This is a genomic window from Neorhizobium sp. SOG26, from assembly GCF_003491345.1.
In the GTDB taxonomy this organism is placed as follows: domain Bacteria; phylum Pseudomonadota; class Alphaproteobacteria; order Rhizobiales; family Rhizobiaceae; genus Neorhizobium; species Neorhizobium turbinariae.
Genome location: NZ_CP025512.1, coordinates 3092980 through 3111984 on the forward strand (window position 1 = coordinate 3092980; position 19005 = coordinate 3111984).

Annotated in this window: 21 protein-coding genes; 9 read left to right on the top strand and 12 right to left on the bottom strand. The window is 62.0% G+C overall.

The window, feature by feature from the left end:
* Nucleotides 1–36: 36 nt before the first annotated feature.
* The 5 genes from CYG48_RS15190 to CYG48_RS15210 all read right to left on the bottom strand — a co-directional run bounded on the left by CYG48_RS15190 (nt 37) and on the right by CYG48_RS15210 (nt 3935).
* Nucleotides 37–315: an HPr family phosphocarrier protein gene (locus CYG48_RS15190; RefSeq protein ID WP_118851142.1), complete on the bottom strand. Its 279-nt coding sequence runs from the start codon at nt 313–315 to the stop codon at nt 37–39.
* Between the two features lie 13 nt (nt 316–328).
* Nucleotides 329–730: a PTS sugar transporter subunit IIA gene (locus CYG48_RS15195; protein ID WP_118851143.1), complete on the bottom strand. Its 402-nt coding sequence runs from the start codon at nt 728–730 to the stop codon at nt 329–331.
* Between the two features lie 122 nt (nt 731–852).
* Nucleotides 853–1317: an HPr kinase/phosphorylase gene (locus CYG48_RS15200; protein ID WP_118851144.1), complete on the bottom strand. Its 465-nt coding sequence runs from the start codon at nt 1315–1317 to the stop codon at nt 853–855.
* Nucleotides 1314–3122, bottom strand: a complete 1809-nt coding sequence (locus CYG48_RS15205; protein ID WP_118851145.1) for a sensor histidine kinase — start codon at nt 3120–3122, stop codon at nt 1314–1316. The genes CYG48_RS15200 and CYG48_RS15205 overlap by 4 nt, the downstream gene beginning before the upstream one ends.
* 81 nt (nt 3123–3203) lie before the next feature.
* Nucleotides 3204–3935 (bottom strand): response regulator transcription factor, encoded by a 732-nt coding sequence (locus CYG48_RS15210; RefSeq protein WP_118851694.1) that lies wholly within the window; start codon nt 3933–3935, stop codon nt 3204–3206.
* A gap of 330 nt (nt 3936–4265) precedes the next feature.
* On the opposite strand from CYG48_RS15210, the gene CYG48_RS15215 reads away from it, so the two are divergent.
* From CYG48_RS15215 to CYG48_RS15225, 3 genes are all read left to right on the top strand, one after another.
* Nucleotides 4266–5879 (top strand): phosphoenolpyruvate carboxykinase, encoded by a 1614-nt coding sequence (locus tag CYG48_RS15215; protein ID WP_118851146.1) that lies wholly within the window; start codon nt 4266–4268, stop codon nt 5877–5879.
* Nucleotides 5880–5993: 114 nt separating this feature from the next.
* Complete coding sequence (gene arfB / locus CYG48_RS15220) at nt 5994–6428, top strand: alternative ribosome rescue aminoacyl-tRNA hydrolase ArfB (RefSeq protein WP_118851147.1); 435 nt, start codon at nt 5994–5996, stop codon at nt 6426–6428.
* A gap of 15 nt (nt 6429–6443) precedes the next feature.
* Nucleotides 6444–7055 (top strand): alpha-ketoglutarate-dependent dioxygenase AlkB, encoded by a 612-nt coding sequence (locus CYG48_RS15225; RefSeq protein WP_118851148.1) that lies wholly within the window; start codon nt 6444–6446, stop codon nt 7053–7055.
* 31 nt (nt 7056–7086) lie between these two features.
* Here the strand turns inward: CYG48_RS15225 and coaA are convergent, their stop codons facing one another.
* The 7 genes from coaA to hisB are packed head-to-tail and all read right to left on the bottom strand — an operon-like array spanning nt 7087 to nt 11756.
* Nucleotides 7087–8076 (bottom strand): type I pantothenate kinase, encoded by a 990-nt coding sequence (gene coaA, locus CYG48_RS15230; protein WP_118851149.1) that lies wholly within the window; start codon nt 8074–8076, stop codon nt 7087–7089.
* 13 nt (nt 8077–8089) lie between these two features.
* A complete protein-coding gene (locus CYG48_RS15235) occupies nt 8090–8410 on the bottom strand; it encodes a phosphoribosyl-ATP diphosphatase (RefSeq protein ID WP_118851150.1) in 321 nt (106 codons plus the stop codon).
* Nucleotides 8411–8425: 15 nt separating this feature from the next.
* On the bottom strand, nt 8426–9202 hold the full coding sequence (gene hisF, locus CYG48_RS15240; RefSeq protein WP_118851151.1) for an imidazole glycerol phosphate synthase subunit HisF: 777 nt from the start codon (nt 9200–9202) through the stop codon (nt 8426–8428).
* Nucleotides 9199–9942 carry a 1-(5-phosphoribosyl)-5-[(5-phosphoribosylamino)methylideneamino]imidazole-4-carboxamide isomerase gene (gene hisA, locus CYG48_RS15245; protein ID WP_118851152.1) on the bottom strand — a complete coding sequence of 248 codons (744 nt, stop codon included), beginning with the start codon at nt 9940–9942 and terminating at the stop codon, nt 9199–9201. Before hisA ends, hisF begins: the two co-directional genes overlap by 4 nt.
* Before the next feature lie 32 nt (nt 9943–9974).
* A complete protein-coding gene (hisH, locus tag CYG48_RS15250; protein WP_118851153.1) occupies nt 9975–10625 on the bottom strand; it encodes an imidazole glycerol phosphate synthase subunit HisH in 651 nt (216 codons plus the stop codon).
* A complete protein-coding gene (locus CYG48_RS15255; protein ID WP_118851154.1) occupies nt 10625–11101 on the bottom strand; it encodes a DUF2628 domain-containing protein in 477 nt (158 codons plus the stop codon). The genes hisH and CYG48_RS15255 overlap by 1 nt, the downstream gene beginning before the upstream one ends.
* A 34-nt stretch (nt 11102–11135) precedes the next feature.
* Entirely contained in the window at nt 11136–11756 is a 621-nt protein-coding gene (gene hisB / locus CYG48_RS15260) for an imidazoleglycerol-phosphate dehydratase HisB (protein WP_118851155.1), read from the bottom strand.
* Between the two features lie 207 nt (nt 11757–11963).
* On the opposite strand from hisB, the gene hslV reads away from it, so the two are divergent.
* The 6 genes from hslV (at nt 11964) to CYG48_RS15290 (ending at nt 18982) form a co-directional block, all read left to right on the top strand.
* Entirely contained in the window at nt 11964–12491 is a 528-nt protein-coding gene (gene hslV, locus CYG48_RS15265) for an ATP-dependent protease subunit HslV (protein ID WP_118851156.1), read from the top strand.
* Nucleotides 12484–12999: a GNAT family N-acetyltransferase gene (locus tag CYG48_RS15270; protein ID WP_118851157.1), complete on the top strand. Its 516-nt coding sequence runs from the start codon at nt 12484–12486 to the stop codon at nt 12997–12999. The genes hslV and CYG48_RS15270 overlap by 8 nt, the downstream gene beginning before the upstream one ends.
* The gene (hslU, locus tag CYG48_RS15275; protein ID WP_118851158.1) at nt 12999–14306 is read left to right on the top strand and encodes an ATP-dependent protease ATPase subunit HslU; all 1308 of its coding nucleotides are present in this window, start codon (nt 12999–13001) and stop codon (nt 14304–14306) included. The genes CYG48_RS15270 and hslU overlap by 1 nt, the downstream gene beginning before the upstream one ends.
* 207 nt (nt 14307–14513) lie before the next feature.
* Nucleotides 14514–15449: a DUF1402 family protein gene (locus CYG48_RS15280; RefSeq protein ID WP_245450351.1), complete on the top strand. Its 936-nt coding sequence runs from the start codon at nt 14514–14516 to the stop codon at nt 15447–15449.
* 58 nt (nt 15450–15507) lie between these two features.
* A complete protein-coding gene (locus CYG48_RS15285) occupies nt 15508–16926 on the top strand; it encodes a cytochrome P450 (RefSeq protein WP_118851159.1) in 1419 nt (472 codons plus the stop codon).
* A gap of 52 nt (nt 16927–16978) precedes the next feature.
* On the top strand, nt 16979–18982 hold the full coding sequence (locus CYG48_RS15290) for a hydantoinase/oxoprolinase family protein (protein WP_118851696.1): 2004 nt from the start codon (nt 16979–16981) through the stop codon (nt 18980–18982).
* The last annotated feature ends 23 nt before the right edge of the window (nt 18983–19005 follow it).

Sequence of the window (19005 nt, forward strand, 5' to 3'; positions counted from 1 at the left end):
AGAGGTCTTTATATGTTTATGTAGTGGCGAGAGAGGTCAGGCTTCTTCGCCAAACTTGTTGGCGACAAGGTCCTGCAGGGCATCGAGCGCCTCGGACGCCTGGACGCCGTCGGCCGCGACCTCGATGGTACAGCCGGGGCTCGCGGCGAGCATCATCAGACCCATGATCGATGTGCCGTTGACGGTGGTGCCGTCGCGCGAAACGGTGATCTGGGCGTCAAAACGCTCCACCATCTGCACGAACTTGGCGGAAGCGCGCGCGTGCAGGCCCCGCTTGTTGACGATCAGGAACTCGCGGGACGTGGGGGACGACATGCGTGGGGAAATCTCACTTACCGCTCAGGACGCGGCTTGCCACATTGATGTACTTGCGGCCGGCTTCGGAGGCTTCCGCCAGCGCCCGGTCCATGTTGTTGTCACTGCGCACGCCGGCGAGCTTGATCAGCATGGGCAGGTTGACGCCCGCGATGACTTCCGTCTGGCCGCTCTCCATGACCGAAATCGACAGGTTGGACGGCGTGCCACCGAACATGTCGGTGAGGATGATGACGCCATGGCCATCGTTTGCCTTTGCAACGGCGTCAACGATGTCCTGGCGCCGCTGGTCCATGTCGTCTTCGGGGCCGATGCAGACTGTCTCGATGCACTTCTGAGGTCCGACGACATGCTCCACAGCATGACGAAATTCCTCAGCCAGCTTGCCATGAGTGACAAGCACAAGTCCGATCATGAAAACTGCCCTCTGCTGCAAAAACTCGGCGCCATTATCGCATCGCAATAAACTGGTCCAGCGGTGGGAGCCCATCTTCTCCATGTTAAGATGAACTTCAAGTCAAAAATCCGCCAGCTTGATTAGCAAAACGGCACGTGTGCGGCGAATTGCGGGTGGAAGGCGGCGATGATCGCCAGGGGATCGGGTGCCCGATTCCAGATGCGCAGCAGCGGAAGCGAACCCAACCCGCCAACCTCGAACCGTTCGTTTTCTGGCGGAAGCCGCTCGGCCTGCGGAAAGGATACGGGGGACACGGCAAGCTCCAACGCTGCCTGCGGAACGCTGTCGATCCTGGCAATGCCGCTGCCGCGGATCTCGATGAGCCCGGCGATGGTTTCCGGGCGCGATGCAATGATCTGCGCGCCATCGCGTGACACGAACACCTGGTCGTCGGCCACCAGCGCCGCAGACATCCCCTGCCGCCGAGCGGCAGCAAGGCAGGTGAAGGCGAGCATCGACTTGCCGCTTCCCGAGGGTCCGGTAAAAAGAATGCCTCTCGTCCCGATGACGATCGCCGTTGCGTGAATGTTGACCGGCGCGGTCACTGGGTTTCACCAGCCGGCAGCGACAGGATGAACCGGGCGCCCAGAGGAGCGCCCGTCTTCGGGTCGTGGAGGTTTTCCGCCCGCAGCGAACCGCCATGGGCTTCGGCAATCTGCCGGCTGATCGACAGGCCGAGGCCTGAATTCTGGCCGAAGCTCTCGCCTTCGGGACGGTCGGTGTAGAAGCGCTCGAAGATCCGATCGATGTCTTCCGCCTGGATGCCGGGCCCGTTGTCATCGACGGTGATGACGACGCGGTCCTTGTTGCGCGTTAGCCGCAGCGCGATGCGGCCGCCCTTGTCCGGTACGAAGGAGCGGGCATTTTCGATCAGGTTGGTAATGATCTGGCCGAGACGCAGGTCATGGCCGTTGATGACATAAGCCGACTTGTTGCCGCCCTTGTTGTCGATGCTGAGCTCGATATCCACCGGCTTGCGCCCGGTGCGAATCTGGCGGGAAATGTCGACGAGATTGCCGAGCAGGTTCTCCAGATCAACCGGCGAGGAGTCGGTGCGGGCCAATTCCGCATCCAGCCGCGAGGCGTCGGAAATGTCGCTGATCAGGCGGTCCAGACGGCGCACATCGTGGAAGATGATCTCGGTCAGCCGCTGCTTCGATTCCTCCGACTTGGCGAGCGGCAGGGTCTCCACCGCGCTGCGCAGCGAGGTCAGCGGGTTCTTGAGTTCATGGCTGACGTCTGCCGCGAAGCTTTCGATCGCATCGATGCGGTCATAAAGCGCGTTCGTCATCTCGCGGAGCGCGATCGACAGGTTGCCGATCTCGTCCTGGCGATAGGCGAAATCCGGGATCTCCTCGCGCTGCTTGGCGCCGCGCCGCACGCGGATGGCCGCTGCCGCAAGCCGGCGCAGCGGATTGGCGATGGTGGACGACAGAAGCAGCGACAGGAGGATGTTGACGAGTGTCGCGACCCCGAACACCCGCATGATGGCAAGGCGCTCGGCATGCACGATCTTGTCGATGTCGCCGGCCTGGGTAGAAAGAAGCAGCACGCCGAGCACGGCGCGGAAACGCTGGACGGGAACGGCAACGGAAACGATCAGTTCGCCGCGTTCGGTGACGCGCACCAGCGCGCCACGCACACCGGTCAGCGCGTTCATCACTTCAGGGTAGATCGACCCGTCACCGCCGGGCGCTTCCTTGTAGACAGGGAGGTTGCCCGGCTGGAGCATGCGGTTGAAGAGGCTCGCGAACCATTCGCTCCAGGTCTGCTGCGTGTTTTCAACCGGCGGCAGGTCGTAGCGCAGAACCTGGCCACGGGAATAAAGGTGGCGCGAGTCGAGCAGCAGGTTGGCGTCCGCATCAAAGATGCGCGCGCGGGTGCGCGTCGGCGAGATCAGCCGCCGCAGCACGGGCGCCACCCGCTCCGGGTCGATCGGGAAATCGAGATCTTCGTCGTTCGGCACCGGCGTGATGCTCTGGCCGGCCTGCAACTCGAGCAGTTTCTGCGGGTCGATGGTGATCGAGTTCGTATCGACGGAGGCGGAGGCGGAAATTGCGCCAGCGATGATCTCGCCCTGCGTCAGAAGGCTTTCGACGCGCGCATCGATCAGCCCCTCGCGGAACTGGTTAAGGTAGAGAATGCCGGCAACCAGGACCACGGTCGCGGCAATGTTGAAGAACAGGATGCGCCGCGTCAGGCTGGAGAACACCGCATGGCCGAAGACGCGACGGATCAGCGTGAAGGAGCGCGACCAGAACCGCCGCGGAGCGCGACGGGTCTCGGCCTTGTCGGTGCCAGTCGCTGCGCTGTCGCCGGCTACTTCGTTGTCGAATGTTCGATCTGCCACTGCAGTCCTTCCACCGGGCATCTTCTAGCCCCGGATGGGGGTGGCCTCAAGTCAAGCTTTCGCAAGCTGGCATGAACAGGGTCAAGCCGCCTCGCGGAAGCGATACCCGACGCCATAGAGCGTCTCGATCATGTCGAAGTCGGTATCCACCATCTTGAACTTCTTGCGCAGCCGCTTGATGTGGCTGTCGATCGTGCGGTCGTCGACATAAACCTGCTCGTCGTAAGCGGCGTCCATCAGGGCGTCGCGGCTCTTCACCACGCCGGGGCGCTGCGCCAGCGAATGAAGGATCAGGAATTCGGTGACGGTCAGCGTTACCGGCTCGCCCTTCCAGGTGCAGGTATGGCGCTCCTGGTCCATGGCAAGCTGGCCGCGTTCCAGCGTGCGCGCGGCCTGTGCGTCGGCCGCGGCCTTGGTGCCGACACCGCCGCCGGCAGCCAGAGCTTCGCGTGCACCGGCACGACGCAGGATCGCCTTGACGCGCTCCACCAGCAGCCGCTGCGAGAACGGCTTGGTGATGAAGTCGTCGGCGCCCATCTTCAGACCGAACAATTCGTCAATTTCCTCATCCTTGGAGGTGAGGAAGATCACCGGCAGGTCCGACTTCTGGCGAAGCCGGCGCAGAAGTTCCATGCCGTCCATGCGCGGCATCTTGATGTCGAAGATGGCCAGCTGCGGCGGACGGGCGATCAAACCGTCCAGTGCGGATGCACCGTCGGTGTAGGTCTCGACCTTGTAACCTTCAGCTTCCAGTGCAATCGACACCGAGGTCAGGATGTTGCGGTCGTCATCCACGAGGGCGATTGTCTGCATTCTCTCCGTCTCCATGAACATCTTATGCGCATCTCCTGGAATCATCCCCCCGCCCGAGAAGTTCCGTGATGCGCCTTCTGGGGATAAAGGTGGAACAAATTGTGGCAAAGTTAAAGGGGCGGCGGTGCTTCCGTGGTCAGAGATGACGCTTCCGCATGTGGTGCCGCACTAGTTGGAATCCACTCTTAAACCGATTTAATCAGGAATAAATTTTTTTAAATCGATTAATTGATTGATATCATTGGTTAATTCCAAATTCGACTATTGCTCTTTCACGCATCTGCCACTAGTTTCGCGACACGTTTCCACGGTCACGGAAGGAGTGCGCGAATGGAAGAGCTTGGACTTCGCAACCCGAACAACGGGTTAGCCGCGATCGGCATCAGCGGCGCATCGCGCGTCTTTTATAATTCCTCCGAGGTCGAGCTTTATGAAGAAGCCATTCGTCGCGGCGAAGCTGACCTGACGGTCGATGGCGCCTTGCGGGCCATCACGGGCCAGCACACCGGTCGTTCGCCCAAGGACAAGTTCATGGTGCGCGACGCCGAGACCGAAAAGCGGATCTGGTGGAGCAACGAGAACAAGGCGATGTCCCCGGAGCACTTCGCGGTGCTGAAGGCAGACATGATCGCGCATGCCGCGGGCAAGGAGCTTTTCGTCCAGGATCTGGTTGGCGGCGCCGACGCGGAATACGCCCTGCCGACGCGCGTTGTCAGCGAATACGCATGGCATTCGCTCTTCATCCGCAACCTGTTGATCCGTCCGAAGCGCGCCACGCTGTCGACCTTCCAGCAGAAGCTGACGATCATCAACCTGCCAAGCTTCAAGGCGGACCCGGCGCGCCACGGCTGCCGTTCGGAAACGGTCATTGCCTGCGATTTCACCAACGGGCTGATCCTCGTCGGCGGCACGTCCTACGCGGGTGAAAACAAGAAATCGGTCTTCTCGGTGCTGAACTACTTCCTGCCGGAAAAGGGCGTCATGCCGATGCACTGCTCGGCGAATGTCGGCCCGAACAACGACACGACGCTGTTCTTCGGCCTCTCCGGCACCGGCAAGACAACGCTTTCGGCAGACCCGAACCGCACGCTGATCGGCGACGACGAGCACGGCTGGGGTGAAAACGGCGTCTTCAACTTCGAAGGCGGCTGCTACGCCAAGGTGATCAATCTGTCGGCCGAAGCCGAGCCTGAAATCTATGCCGCGACCCGTCGTTTTGGCACGGTCGTTGAAAACGTCGTGCTCGATGAGAACCGCGTGCCGGACTTTACCGATGGCTCGCTAACGGAGAACACCCGCAGCGCCTATCCGCTCGATTTCATCCCGAATGCCTCGCGCACGGGTCTCGCACCCCATCCGAAGACGATCATCCTGCTCACGGCCGACGCCTTCGGTGTCATGCCGCCGGTTGCCAAGCTGACGCCGGAACAGGCGATGTACCACTTCCTGTCCGGTTACACGGCCAAGGTTGCCGGCACCGAAAAAGGCGTGACCGAACCGGAAGCCACCTTCTCGACCTGCTTCGGCAGCCCGTTCATGCCGCGCCATCCGGCTGAATACGGTAACCTGCTCAAGGACCTGATTGCAAAGCATCAGGTTGATTGCTGGCTGCTAAACACCGGCTGGACCGGTGGCCAGTATGGTGTTGGTCATCGTATGCCGATCAAGGTCACCCGCACCCTCTTGACCGCTGCACTCGACGGCAGCCTGAAGAACGCCGAGTTCCGCACGGACGCGAACTTCGGCTTCGCGGTGCCGGTTGCCGTTGAAGGCGTCGACAGCAAGATCCTCGACCCGCGTTCCACCTGGGCTGATGGCGCCGCCTTTGACGCCTATGCCCAGAAACTCGTGTCGATGTTCATCCAGAACTTCGAGCAGTACGAGGATCACGTCGACAGCAAGGTGCGCTCTGCCGCTCCTGGCGTCCTCGCCGCGGCAGAATAAGCGATACCTTTAAGGATTCACGTGAAACCGCCGGTGCCGGGCCATGCCTGCATCGGCGGTTTTCTTTTAGCCACCTTTCTGGACAAGCCGTCTCGCCAAGACATATGGAGATGCATGGCCAGCAACCCGCTTCAGATCAACAGCCGCATCACCATCGCCGGGTGGGAACTGACCGAGCAGTTCGTGCTGGCGGGTGGTCCCGGTGGTCAGAACGCCAACAAGGTCTCGACCGCCGTCCAGTTGTTCTACGATATCCTCAACTCGCCTTCGCTGCCGGAGCGCGTCAAGCAGAACGCCATCAGGCTCGCCGGAAAACGGGTGTCGAAGGACGGCGTGCTGATGATAGAAGCCAATCGTTTTCGCAGCCAGGAGCGCAACCGTGAAGAGGCGCGCGAGCGGCTGAAGGAACTGATCCTTGAAGCGGCAAAGCCACCGCCGCCGCCGCGCAAGGCAACCAAGCCGACCCGTGGCTCGGTCGAGCGGCGCCTGAAGGAAAAATCCGGCCGTTCCGAAGTGAAGAAGATGCGCGGCAGGCCAATCGGCGACTGAGATTGGAAGACGATCGTGGCGACACTCCCAAACGGCATCCGGCACCTGCCGGAGTATCTCGACCGGGCGGCACAGGAGCATCTGGTCGAAGTGGTGCGCGCGGTCGTCGCTGAGGCGCCGCTTTATACGCCGGAAATGCCAGGCACTGGCAAGCCGATGTCGGTGCGCATGACCAATTGCGGTCCGTTGGGCTGGGTTACGGACAAGGTGCGCGGTTATCGCTACCAGCCTGAACATCCGGTGACGAAAAGGCCGTGGCCGGCAATCCCGACCGAATTGCTGGAGCTTTGGGAAAAGCTCTCCGGCTATCCGAAGCCGCCGCAAGCCTGCCTGATCAACTTCTATGTCGATGACGCAAAGATGGGCCTGCACCAGGACAAGGACGAGAAGGCGTTCGACGCACCCGTCCTTTCCATCTCCCTCGGCAATACCTGTTTGTTTCGCGTCGGCGGTTTGAGCCGCCAAGACCCGACCGGTTCTTTCCGCCTGTCGAGCGGCGATGTCGTGATTCTCGGCGGTGAGGGGAGGCTCGTCTTCCACGGCGTCGACCGGATCTATCCCGGTACCTCGACGCTTTTGAAGAATGGCGGGCGCATCAACCTGACGCTGCGCCGCGTCCATAGCTGACGATCCTAATCCAGCCTCTACGATAGATCGCCTACAGTTTTCTGAGCGAAACCGTTTCCACGAAGTGGTTGCGGCCCTTGCGCAGGATGAGGTCGGCACGCGGGCGGGTCGGTAGGATGTTCTGCCGAAGGTTCTTCAGGTTGATGTTTTCCCAGAGGTTCTCGGCAACGGCCATGGCCGCTTCACGATCGATGGCCGCGTACTTCTTGAAAAACGAGGTCGGGTCGCGGAAGGCGGTTTCACGCAACCGCATGAAACGCTGCACATACCACTGGTGGATCTGCTCTTCCTCGGCGTCAATATAGATCGAGAAATCGAAGAAATCGGAAACGATTGGCACGATCTTGCCGTCCGCCGGCAAGGCCCGCGACTGCAGTACGTTGATGCCTTCGAAGATGAGGATGTCCGGACGGTCCACCAGCGTGAATTCGTTCGGCAGTACGTCATAGGTCAGGTGCGAATAACGCGGCGCCTGCACATTCGGCTCGCCCGCCTTGATGGCCGACAGAAAGCGCAGAATGGCGCCGATGTCGTAGCTTTCCGGAAAACCCTTGCGCTCCATCAGGTTTTCGCGCTGGAGCACCGCATTCGGATAAAGGAAACCGTCTGTGGTGATGAGGTCGACCTTCGGGCTGGAGGGCCAGCGCGCCAGGAGCTCCTTCAGGATACGAGCCGTTGTTGACTTTCCGACGGCGACCGAGCCGGCGATGCCGATGATGAACGGCGTCTTGGTGACGTCCGACAGGCTCAGGAAGCGGTTGCGCTGCTGGAACAGCAGCTGCGATCCTTCCACGTGGGTGGAAAGCAGGCGCGACAGCGACAGGTAGATCCGCCGCACTTCGTCGAGGTTGATCGGGTCATCCAGCGATCGCAGCCGCTGCACTTCGTCGGCTGTCAGCGTCAGCGGCGTGTCGGCGCGAAACTTCGCCCATTCCTCAGCCGTGAAGGAGTGGTAGGGCGAATAATAATCTGCCGCACCGGCGGCGTCTGCGGGCTCGGCAGTCTGGGCTGCGATGGTCATGACGCAAATCTCATCACTGGGGCCGGCTCGCCTTTTCCTGAAGCCCGGATTGGCCGGTCCTCCGCTGCAGTTCGTCAAGCACATCCTGCAACGGAATGCCCGCGATCTTCAACACGACCAAAAGATGATAGAGCAGGTCGGCGCTCTCGGCGGTGAGGTTCTGCCGGTCCTGCGAGATCGCCGCAATGACGGTTTCGACCGCTTCCTCGCCGAGTTTCTTGGCGGCCCGTTCCTGCCCGGCTGCAACAAGCTTTGCGGTCCAGGATTCGTCGGGTGACGCTTCTGCACGCTTGGCGACGATCGCCTCGAGTTGCTCAAGGGAAAACTTGCTCAAGATCACTCTCCCCGGTCAATCGAGCCGCATGGCAATGCCGTGCTCGGACATATAGCGCTTGGCTTCGCTGACGGTATAGGTGCCGAAGTGGAAAATAGAAGCGGCGAGAACGGCCGTGGCGTGGCCTTCCTTGATGCCGGCGACCATGTCGTCGAGGTTGCCGACGCCGCCAGATGCGACGACCGGCGCACGGACGCTGTCTGCGATGGTGCGGGTCAGTTCCAGGTCATAGCCGCTCTTCGTGCCGTCGCGGTCCATGGAGGTGACGAGAAGTTCGCCTGCGCCACGCTCTACCATCTTCACGGCAAACTCCACCGCGTCGATGCCGGTCGGCGTGCGCCCGCCATGGGTGAAGATCTCCCACCGGTTCGTTTCGCCGGCTACCGAAACCTTCTTGGCGTCGATCGATACCACGATGCATTGGTTGCCGAACTTGTCTGCCGCCTCGGCCACGAAATCCGGGTTCTTCACCGCCGCCGAGTTGATCGAAACCTTGTCGGCGCCGGCGAGCAGCAGCTTGCGGATGTCGCCGACCGCGCGGACGCCCCCACCGACGGTCAATGGCATGAAGCAGTGATCGGCCGTGCGGGCCACGACGTCGAAGATCGTATCGCGGTTGTCGGAGGATGCCGTGATGTCGAGGAAACAGAGCTCATCGGCACCGGCGGCGTCATAGGCCTTGGCTGCTTCCACCGGATCACCGGCATCGATGAGGTCGACGAAGTTGACGCCCTTGACGACACGGCCGTCTTTCACGTCGAGGCAGGGGATGACACGGGCCTTCAGGGTCATGCCGCACGTCCTTGTCTGCTGCGGATCAGCGCCAGCGCTTCCTTGGGGTCGATGCGACCATCGTAAAGCGCGCGGCCGGAGATCGCACCTTCCAGCCGGGCCGCATCCGGCTCGAGCATGCGGCGGATATCGTCAAGCGAGGCAAGCCCGCCCGAAGCGATGACCGGAATGGAAACGGCGTTCGCAAGCTCGAGGGTGGACGCCCAGTTGATGCCGGCCAGGATGCCGTCCCGGTCGATGTCGGTGTAGATAATCGCTGATACGCCGGCGCCCTCAAACTTCTTGGCAAGCTCGATCACGCCAAGTTCGGAGGCTTCGGCCCAGCCTTCGACGGCTACCTTGCCGCCCTTGGCATCGATGCCGACCGCGACCTTGCCTGGAAATTTCTTGCAGGCTTCGATGACAAGCGCCGGATTGCGCACCGCGACGGTGCCCAGGATCACACGCGCCAGCCCTCGGCTCAGCCAGTTTTCGATATGGTCGAGCGTGCGGATGCCGCCGCCAAGCTGCACCGGGTTCCTTGTCGCCTTGAGGATCGCGTCGACGGCTGCGCCATTGACGCTCTCGCCGGCAAAGGCGCCGTTGAGGTCCACCACATGCAACCACTCGAAACCCTGGTCTTCGAAGGCCTTGGCCTGGGCGGCGGGGTCGGGATTATAGACGGTGGCCTGGTCCATGTCGCCTAGCTTCAGGCGCACGCACTGACCGTCTTTCAAGTCGATGGCAGGAAAAAGGATCATCTTTCAAAGGTCCTGTAGATGCGCGAGCCGTTTTAAGGCTTCCAGCGCAGGAAGTTGGCGATCAGGGCAAGTCCAAGCGTCTGGCTCTTTTCCGGGTGGAACTGCGAGCCCGCCATGTTGTCGCGTCCGACAAAGGCCGTCATGGCGCCGCCATAATCGGTGGTGGCGATGACCTCCTGCCGGTTTTCAGCAGCAAGGTGGTAGGAATGGACGAAATAGGCGTGCAACCCGTCCTTGCCGGTCGGGATGCCATCAAACAGCGGGTGCGGATGTGCGAGATCGAGCGTGTTCCAGCCGATCTGTGGGATCTTCAGGCTCGGGTCGCTCGGCGTCATCTCCACCACGTCGCCCTTGATCCAGCCGAAACCTTCGGTCGTGGTCTTCTCCAGCCCGCGGGACGACATCAGCTGCATGCCGACGCAGATACCGAGAAACGGTCGGCCCTTGCTTTCCACCACATCGATGATGGCTTCCTTCATGCCGGGAACGGCATCAAGGCCGGCGCGGCAGTCGGCATAGGCGCCAACTCCGGGAAGAACGATGCGGTCAGCCGTGGCGACGGCATCCGCCTTGTCGGTGAGATCGATCGTGGCATCGATGCCGGCCTCGCGGGCGGCTCGTTCGAAGGCCTTGGTCGCGGATCGGAGGTTGCCGGATCCATAGTCGATGATTGCAACGCGCATCAGCGTGCTCCGTGTTCAAATAGCCCCATCGGGGGAGCCTGCCAGCCGGCAGGGGACTTTGCGTCCCTGGCCCAATCGGCGGAAGCCGGCATCGGTTGTGTCTGTGGTTCTGGAAGGCCGGCGAAGAATGTTTCTTCTGCCGTGTCCAGATCGGGTGCGGGTATCACGGCTTCAAGCGTCCAGCCGCGACGGATCAAGGATTCGGAGCGATAATGTCGGCCTTCGAGTGCGACGAGCAGGCTGAGGGCAAAACCAAACAGGCCACCGGCAAGTTCAAGGCCGGCAAAACCCATCAGGAAGCCGCTGAGCCCCTGCAGCAGGAAGACAACGATCGCGGCGATCCAGAGCCGGTTCCAGAGGAGCCAGGCCCAGGGGAAAAACAACGCCGGCCAGGAAAACCCGTCACGCATGATCAAGGTCGAGCGATGATCGCGATCAGGGCCGCCGGGCGGTGTCAGGACGAGATAGCTTCTCATGTTTCGCTTTCACAGGGATGTGCTCCCGGAAGCGTCAGACCAGCATGCCCTTCGTGGAAGGAACGCGATTGGCCTGTCGCGGATCGATTTCGGTTGCAACGCGGAGGGTCCGCGCCACGGCCTTGAAGCAGGTCTCGGCGATATGATGGTTGTTGGCGCCGTAATGGTTCAGCACATGCAGGGTGATCCCGGCATTCTGCGCGAAGGCCTGGAAGAATTCCCGCACGAGCTCGGTGTCGAAAGTGCCGATCTTCGGGGCGCTGAAGGCGACGTTCCACACGAGGAACGGCCGGCCGGAGACGTCTATCGCAGCCTTGGTCATGGTCTCGTCCATGGCAAGATCGAGCGACGCATAGCGGTTGATGCCGCGACGGTCGCCGAGCGCCTTGGAAATCGCCTGTCCCAGCGCGATGCCAGTGTCTTCCACCGTATGGTGGTCATCGATGTGAAGATCACCCTTCACGTCGATTTCCATGTCGATGAGCGAATGTCGCGAAAGCTGGTCGAGCATATGGTCGAAGAAGCCAACGCCGGTCGAGATCTTGGCTGCGCCCGTGCCGTCGAGATTGACGGAGACGTTGACCGAGGTCTCGTTGGTCTTGCGGGAAATGCTTCCCGTGCGTGTACCGGTGCTTGCGACTGTCGTTTCACCCATATGGGGTCTCTCCATGCTCGGAGCGTCTCCCGCTCCTTTTAATCCGGGCTGCATATCAGGCAGTTCGGCAAATATCCAGTAAAAGCCGGCCAGAATGCTGCAGCGCGCAAGCGGTTTGCATTCGCCTTGCTCCATCTTACATAGGAGCCAACGGAGCGGTTTGCTCCCCTAAATGTAACGCCCGCGGTGCGGGCCAGAAGGTGCTGAATGACAACAATCATAACTGTGCGGAAGGGCGGCAAGGTCATCATGGCCGGTGACGGGCAGGTCAGCCTTGGTCAGACGGTGATGAAGGGCAATGCGCGCAAGGTGCGCCGCATCGGCAAGGGCGAGGTGATCGCCGGATTTGCCGGCGCCACGGCCGACGCCTTTACGCTGCTCGACCGGCTTGAAAAGAAGCTCGAACAATATCCCGGCCAGCTGATGCGCGCTGCCGTCGAGCTCGCCAAGGATTGGCGCACCGACAAGTATCTGCGCAATCTCGAAGCCATGATGCTGGTCGCCGACAAGTCGATCACGCTTGCGGTCACTGGCAATGGCGATGTGCTGGAGCCGGAACATGGCACGATCGCCATCGGATCCGGCGGCAATTTCGCTTATGCCGCGGCACGCGCCATGATGGATTCGGACAAGTCTGCCGAGGAGATCGCCCGAACGGCTCTCGATATCGCCGCTGACATCTGCGTTTATACCAACCACAATCTCGTGGTGGAGCAGTTGGACGCGGATGCCTGACCGGTCGCCTCGATACGCGCTGCGCGACGTGACCCGCGATGACTTTCCACTGCTGCGGCAGTGGCTCGCGGAACCGCATTTGGCGGAGTGGTGGGGCGGTGTCGAGGAGGAACTGGCAGGCATCGAAGAGGCGATGGAAAGCGTCGAGACGCGGCCGATGATTGCGGAGCTGGATGGCAGGCCGATCGCCTACCTCCAGTATTATGATCCTCATCTTGAAGAGGATCATCCGTACCAGGACCAGCCGAAGGGCACGCTCGGGATCGATATCTCGATCGGCCCGCCGGAACTGCTAGGGCTTGGGCACGGCAGTGCGATCATTCGCCAGCTGGCGCAGGAGCTTTTCGCAAGCGGCGTGCCAAGGCTCGTCATCGACCCGGATCCGGACAACATCCGTGCGATCCGGGCTTACGAGAAAGCCGGCTTCCGCTACGTCGATTCCAGAACAACCATATACGGTCCGGCCCATTTCATGGCGCTGGACGCAAACCAGGAAACGGATTTGTAATGACCAATTTTTCTCCCCGAGAAATTGTTTCCGAGCTGGACCGGCACATCATCGGCCAGCACGATGCCAAGCGTGCCGTGGCGATTGCGCTGCGCAACCGGTGGCGGCGCCAGCAGCTCGACGAGAGCCTGCGCGACGAAGTCATGCCGAAGAACATCCTGATGATCGGCCCGACGGGTGTCGGCAAGACGGAGATTTCCCGTCGCCTGGCCAAGCTCGCCGGCGCGCCCTTCATCAAGGTCGAAGCCACGAAGTTCACCGAAGTCGGTTATGTCGGCCGTGACGTCGAGCAGATCATCCGTGACCTCGTGGAAGTCGGCATCGGTCTTGTTCGCGAAAAGAAGCGCGCCGAGGTACAGGCCAAGGCGCATATGAGTGCCGAAGAGCGCGTGCTTGATGCGCTGGTGGGCGCTACGGCCTCTCCGGCAACACGCGACAGCTTCCGCAAGAAGCTCCGCAGTGGCGAACTGGACGACAAGGAAATCGAAATCGAGGTTTCCGACACCGGCTCGGGTATGCCCGGCTTCGAGATCCCAGGCATGCCGGGCGCCAATATCGGCGTGCTGAACCTGTCGGAAATGTTCGGCAAGGCGATGGGCGGCCGCACCAAGAAGGTCCGCACCACGGTTTCAAAATCCTATGGCGAGCTGATTCGCGACGAATCCGACAAACTGATCGACAACGAAGTCATCCAGCGCGAGGCCGTGCGGGCAGTGGAAAACGACGGCATCGTCTTCCTCGACGAGATCGACAAGATCGCAGCCCGCGACGGCGGCCTGGGTGCCGGTGTTTCACGTGAAGGCGTCCAGCGTGACCTGCTGCCGCTAGTGGAAGGCACCACGGTTTCGACCAAATATGGTCCGGTGAAGACCGACCACGTGCTGTTCATAGCCTCAGGCGCCTTCCATGTCGCCAAGCCGTCCGATCTCCTGCCCGAGCTTCAGGGCCGCCTGCCGATCCGCGTGGAACTGAAGCCGCTCACCAAGGAAGACTTCCGCCGGATCCTGACGGAAACCGAGGCAAGCCTCATCCGCCAGTACAAGGCACTGATGGAAACGGAAGAACTGACGCTCGACTTCACCGACGACGCGATCGATGCGCTCGCCGATGTCGCCGTGCATCTCAACTCCTCCGTCGAGAACATCGGGGCCCGCCGGCTGCAGACGGTGATGGAACGCGTGCTGGACGAGATCTCGTTCAACGCGCCAGACCGCGGCGGCTCGTCGGTCACAATCGATGCGGAATATGTGCGCAAGCACGTCGGGGATCTCGCATCCGATACCGACCTGTCGCGTTATATTCTCTGATGACGGTCGTGGCAGCCGCGCAACGTGGGGCTGCCACGCCTTCGCCTCTGACGGGTTTTTGATCCCTCCCGTCTCGACAGGCCGCGCAGCGCTGGCGTAAGGGAGGCACATTGCAAAGTTGATCGGCACCTTGCGGAACAGGAGCGGCCGGAACAGCTTTGATCAGCATGCCACGAACGGCGTGACGCACGCCCCAGGACCTGCATCTTGAAGCGCATTCTCTTTTCCCTCATGATTGCTGTTGCCGCGATCGGCGCTGCGCCCGATTTCGCCGCCGCCATGACGCTCGTGCCGGAGGGAAACAGGAATGCCGAGCAGCCGAAGATCCCCGGTGCCTCGGTTCGCCGTACCAAGGCTGGCCGCACCACCTTTGATGACAAGTACGACAAGATCCGCGACCTGCTGGCGAGCGACAAGAAGCTGATCGGCAAGATCAAGTCGACTGCAGCCGCTTACGGCATAGACCCGATCCATATCGTCGGCGCGATCGTCGGGGAGCATACCTACAATGTCGACGCCTATGACCGCCTGCAGACCTATTACGTGAAGGCGGCGGCCTATGCCGGCAACAAGTTCCGCTTCGGCTATGGTGACGAGACCATCACCCAGTTCGTCAGCCGCGAAGAGTTTTCCCGCTGCGCCAAGTTCAGCGATTCCTACGATCTGTGGAACTGCCGCGAAGACATCTGGGAAAAGACCTTCCGCGGCCGCAAGGTCGGCGGCAAGGGTTACCCGGACAACCGTTTTAGTGCGGTTTTCTTCCAGCCCTTCTTTGCCGGGCAGACATTCGGGCTTGGCCAAGTCAATCCGCTGACGGCGCTGATGCTTTCTGACATGGTGTCACGAGTTTCCGGTTTCCCGAAGCTCGATGAGACGAGGGCGGCCGAGGTTTATGACGCGATCATGGATCCTGACAAGTCGCTCGCCTTCATGGCGGCAAACATCCGCCGTTCGATCGACGACTACAAGACGATCGCCGGCGTCGATATTTCCCGCAACCCCGGCATCACCGCAACACTGTACAACACGGGTGGATCGGTGCAGCGCGCGGCTGCGCTGAAAGCGCGCGGCGGACTCCCCCAGGAAAATTATTACGGCTGGCTGGTCAACGACAAGCTCGCGGAATTGCGATCCCTGCTCTAGTTGAAACCCAAGGTGTCGAGACTGATATCTCCTTGAGCAACCTCAAGGAGAGCAGTTCATGGACATGCGCCCGGAACCCTTCGTACCGCCCGCGCCTGTGCCGCGGCAGCGCCAGCTGACGCCGCCCGAAATCATCTGGACCGCGCTTCGCAACCCGCTCGAGCTGTGGAGGAAGGACGCTTATCGCCTGCCCTGGATGGACTCGAAGTTCTTTCGCGAACGGACGATCGTCGCCAACCATCCGGACCTCATCCGCCATCTGCTTGTGGAGAATGCCGCCAACTACCGGATGTCGGAGGTCCGCCAGCTGGTGCTGAGGCCGATCCTGAAGGACGGCCTGCTCACCGCCGAAGGACCCGTCTGGAAACGCTCGCGCAAGGCAATGGCGCCGGTCTTCACGCCGAAACATTCCCGCGGTTTTGCGGGGCAAATGCTGGCCATGTCTGAGCAATTCATCGAACGTTATGCTTTGATCGGCAGCGAAGGCCGGGTGAGCGACATTTCCGCCGACATGACCGACCTGACCTATGCGATCCTGGCAGAAACGCTGTTTTCGGGAGAACTGGCGGGCGACAAGGACACCATTTCCAATGATGTCGATGCACTTCTTCACCGCATGGGGCGCGTCGACCCGATGGACATGATGCGTGCGCCACCGTGGGTGCCGCGGCTGACGCGTTTTGGCGGGCGGCGCATGCTGGAGAAGTTCCGCCAGATGGTGTCAGATACCATGGCGGCGCGGCAGGAGCGGATGCGCGAGGCGCCGGATGACGTGCCGCAGGATTTTCTCACCCTGTTGTTGCAGTTGGCCGGTCCAGACGGGCTGACCATGGAGGAGATCGAGGACAATATTCTCACCTTCATCGGCGCCGGCCACGAGACCACGGCGCGGGCGCTGGCCTGGACCCTTTATTGCGTCGGCCATTCGCCGCATGTGCGCGAGCGGATGGAAGAGGAGATTGACCGCGTGCTGGCGGAGGGCGCCGAACCGGTCGAATGGGTAGAGCGGATGCCTTGGGTACGGGCCGCTTTCGAGGAAGCGCTGCGTCTTTATCCGCCCGCACCATCCCTCAATCGCGAAGCGATCGGCGCTGACTCCTGGACGAGCCCGGAAGGCGAAACGATCCATATCGATCCCGGCGTCACCGTGCTCGTCATGCCGTGGACGCTGCACCGCCACGAGCTTTATTGGGACAAACCCGACGCCTTCATGCCGGAACGCTTCTTGCCGGAGAACCGTGGCTCCATCAACCGCTTCCAGTACATCCCCTTCGGTGTCGGCCCACGCACCTGCATCGGGGCAACCTTCGCGCTTCAGGAAGGGGTGATCGCGCTTGCCGTGCTGATGCAGAGCTACCGGTTTGATCCGGTGCCGGAGAGCCGGGTTTGGCCGGTGCAGAAGCTGACAACGCAGCCGCGCGACGGCATGCCCATGAAGGTCAGTCCGCGACACGGGACGTCTCGTGCGGTGAATTGATCTTTGCCCGGCATCGGCTAATGATCCCGTGACCAATCCTCGGGATCTTCGCGTGGCATCTCCTTATCTTCTCGGCATCGATACCGGCGGCACCTACACCGATGCGGTGCTGTTCCGTGAGGAAGAAGGCGTTGTCGCCAAGGCGAAGTCGCTGACGACGCGGCATGACCTTTCGGTCGGCATCGCCGGTGCGGTGGATGCGGTGTTGGCGCAGGCCGGGCTTTCTCCCTCGCGGATTGGCCTCGTGTCGATCTCGACGACGCTTGCAACCAATGCGCTGGTGGAAGGGCAGGGTAGCCGTACCGCGCTGGTGATGATCGGTTTTGCTCCGGACGATCTGGCGCGCGGCGGCCTGGCGGAAGCGCTGGGCAGCGACCCGGTGATCTTCCTGCGCGGTGGGCATGACGCCCACGGCAACGGAACGCCGCTCGATCTCGAACCGCTCGAGCAGGTTGCTGCGGGACTTTCCACCGATGTCACCGCCTTTGCCGTTGCCGGCTATTTTGCTGTTCGCAATCCCGCGCACGAAATCCGGGTGCGCGATCGACTGCGCCAACTGACGCATTTGCCGGTTACCTGCAGTCATCAGCTGTCGTCGAAGCTCGGTGGACCAAGGCGAGCGCTGACGACGCTTTTGAACGCGCGGCTCGTTTCCGTGATCGAGCGGCTGGTCAGCGCTTGCGAAGGTTTTCTCCAGGCACGGCAGATCCACGCGCCGCTGATGGTGGTGCGCGGTGACGGCGCCCTCATTTCGGCAACGGAGGCGCGGCTGCGGCCGATCGAAACCATTCTATCGGGGCCGGCCGCAAGCCTTGTCGGGGCGCGTTACCTGACGAAGCTCGACCAGGCGGTGGTGTCGGACATTGGCGGCACCACGACCGATGTCGCCGTGCTGCATGAGGGGCGGCCGAAGCTTGCGGAGGAGGGGGCGGTTGTCGGTGGGCACCAGACCATGGTGGAGGCGGTCGCGCTACGCACCTATGGGCTCGGCGGTGATTCGGAAGTTCATGTCGATGAGCGCGGGCTTGAGGCGCGGATTTCGCTTGGGCCCCGCCGCATCCTGCCGCTCAGCCTGCTGGCGGTTTCCCGCAAGCAAGAGGTTCTTGACTCTCTGGAGAAACAGCTGCGCGCGACGCATGCGGGGCGGCATGACGGACGCTTTGCCGTCCGCACCGGCGTGCCGGAAGCGCTGGCGCAGGGGCTGGCCTCTGCCGACCGTTCCCTCTACGACCGCATCACCGAACGGCCACTGGCGCTGAACGATCTGCTGACGATGACGTCGCAGAAGGCGGTTCTAGATCGGCTCGTGGCGCGTGGCCTGGTTCATATCGGCGGCGTTACGCCGTCGGATGCGCTGCATGTGCTGGGGTGGCAGAACCAGTGGAATGCCGACGCGGCACGTCTTGGCCTCACACTCCTCGCGCGTCGCAAGGATGGGGCAGGACGTGAGGTCGCCGCCTCTGCAGAGATGCTGGCGACAAGGATCGTCGACGGGACGACGCGCCAGTCGGCAGAGGCGGTGCTTGCGACCTGTCTGGCCGAAGATGGGGCGGGCGCCATCGACCCGGCCACCTCGCTTGCGGTCGATCGCGCCCTAAAACGGACGCCCGGCATCGCCTGTTTCTCCGTCTCGCTCGACCGCCCGCTGGTCGGTCTTGGTGCGTCGGCTGCCGTTTATTATCCGGCCGTGGCGACCATGCTCGGCGCGCAGCCGGTCATTCCCGCCGATGCGGATGTGGCAAACGCCATTGGTGCCGTCGTGGGCCAGGTGCGGGCGTCCGCCACGGTTGTCGTCACCTCACCCGAGGAGGGACGCTTCATCCTTTCTGGTGCTGGCGAGCGGCTTCTGCTGGCGGGCGAGGCGGAAGCGCTAGCAAAAGCACGGGAGCTGGCATCCGATGCCGCGCTTGCCCAGGCCCTGTCCGATGGCGCGGCCGGAGCGGTTCTGGCGGTCACGGAAGAGGTCGATGCCGCAGAGGTCGAAGGCGCGCGAAAGCTTATGGAAGCCCGAATCGCCGCCACTGCCACCGGCCGGCCGCGGGTCGCCGTCGGCTGAATGTGGTCCTGCTTGCCCTTCGT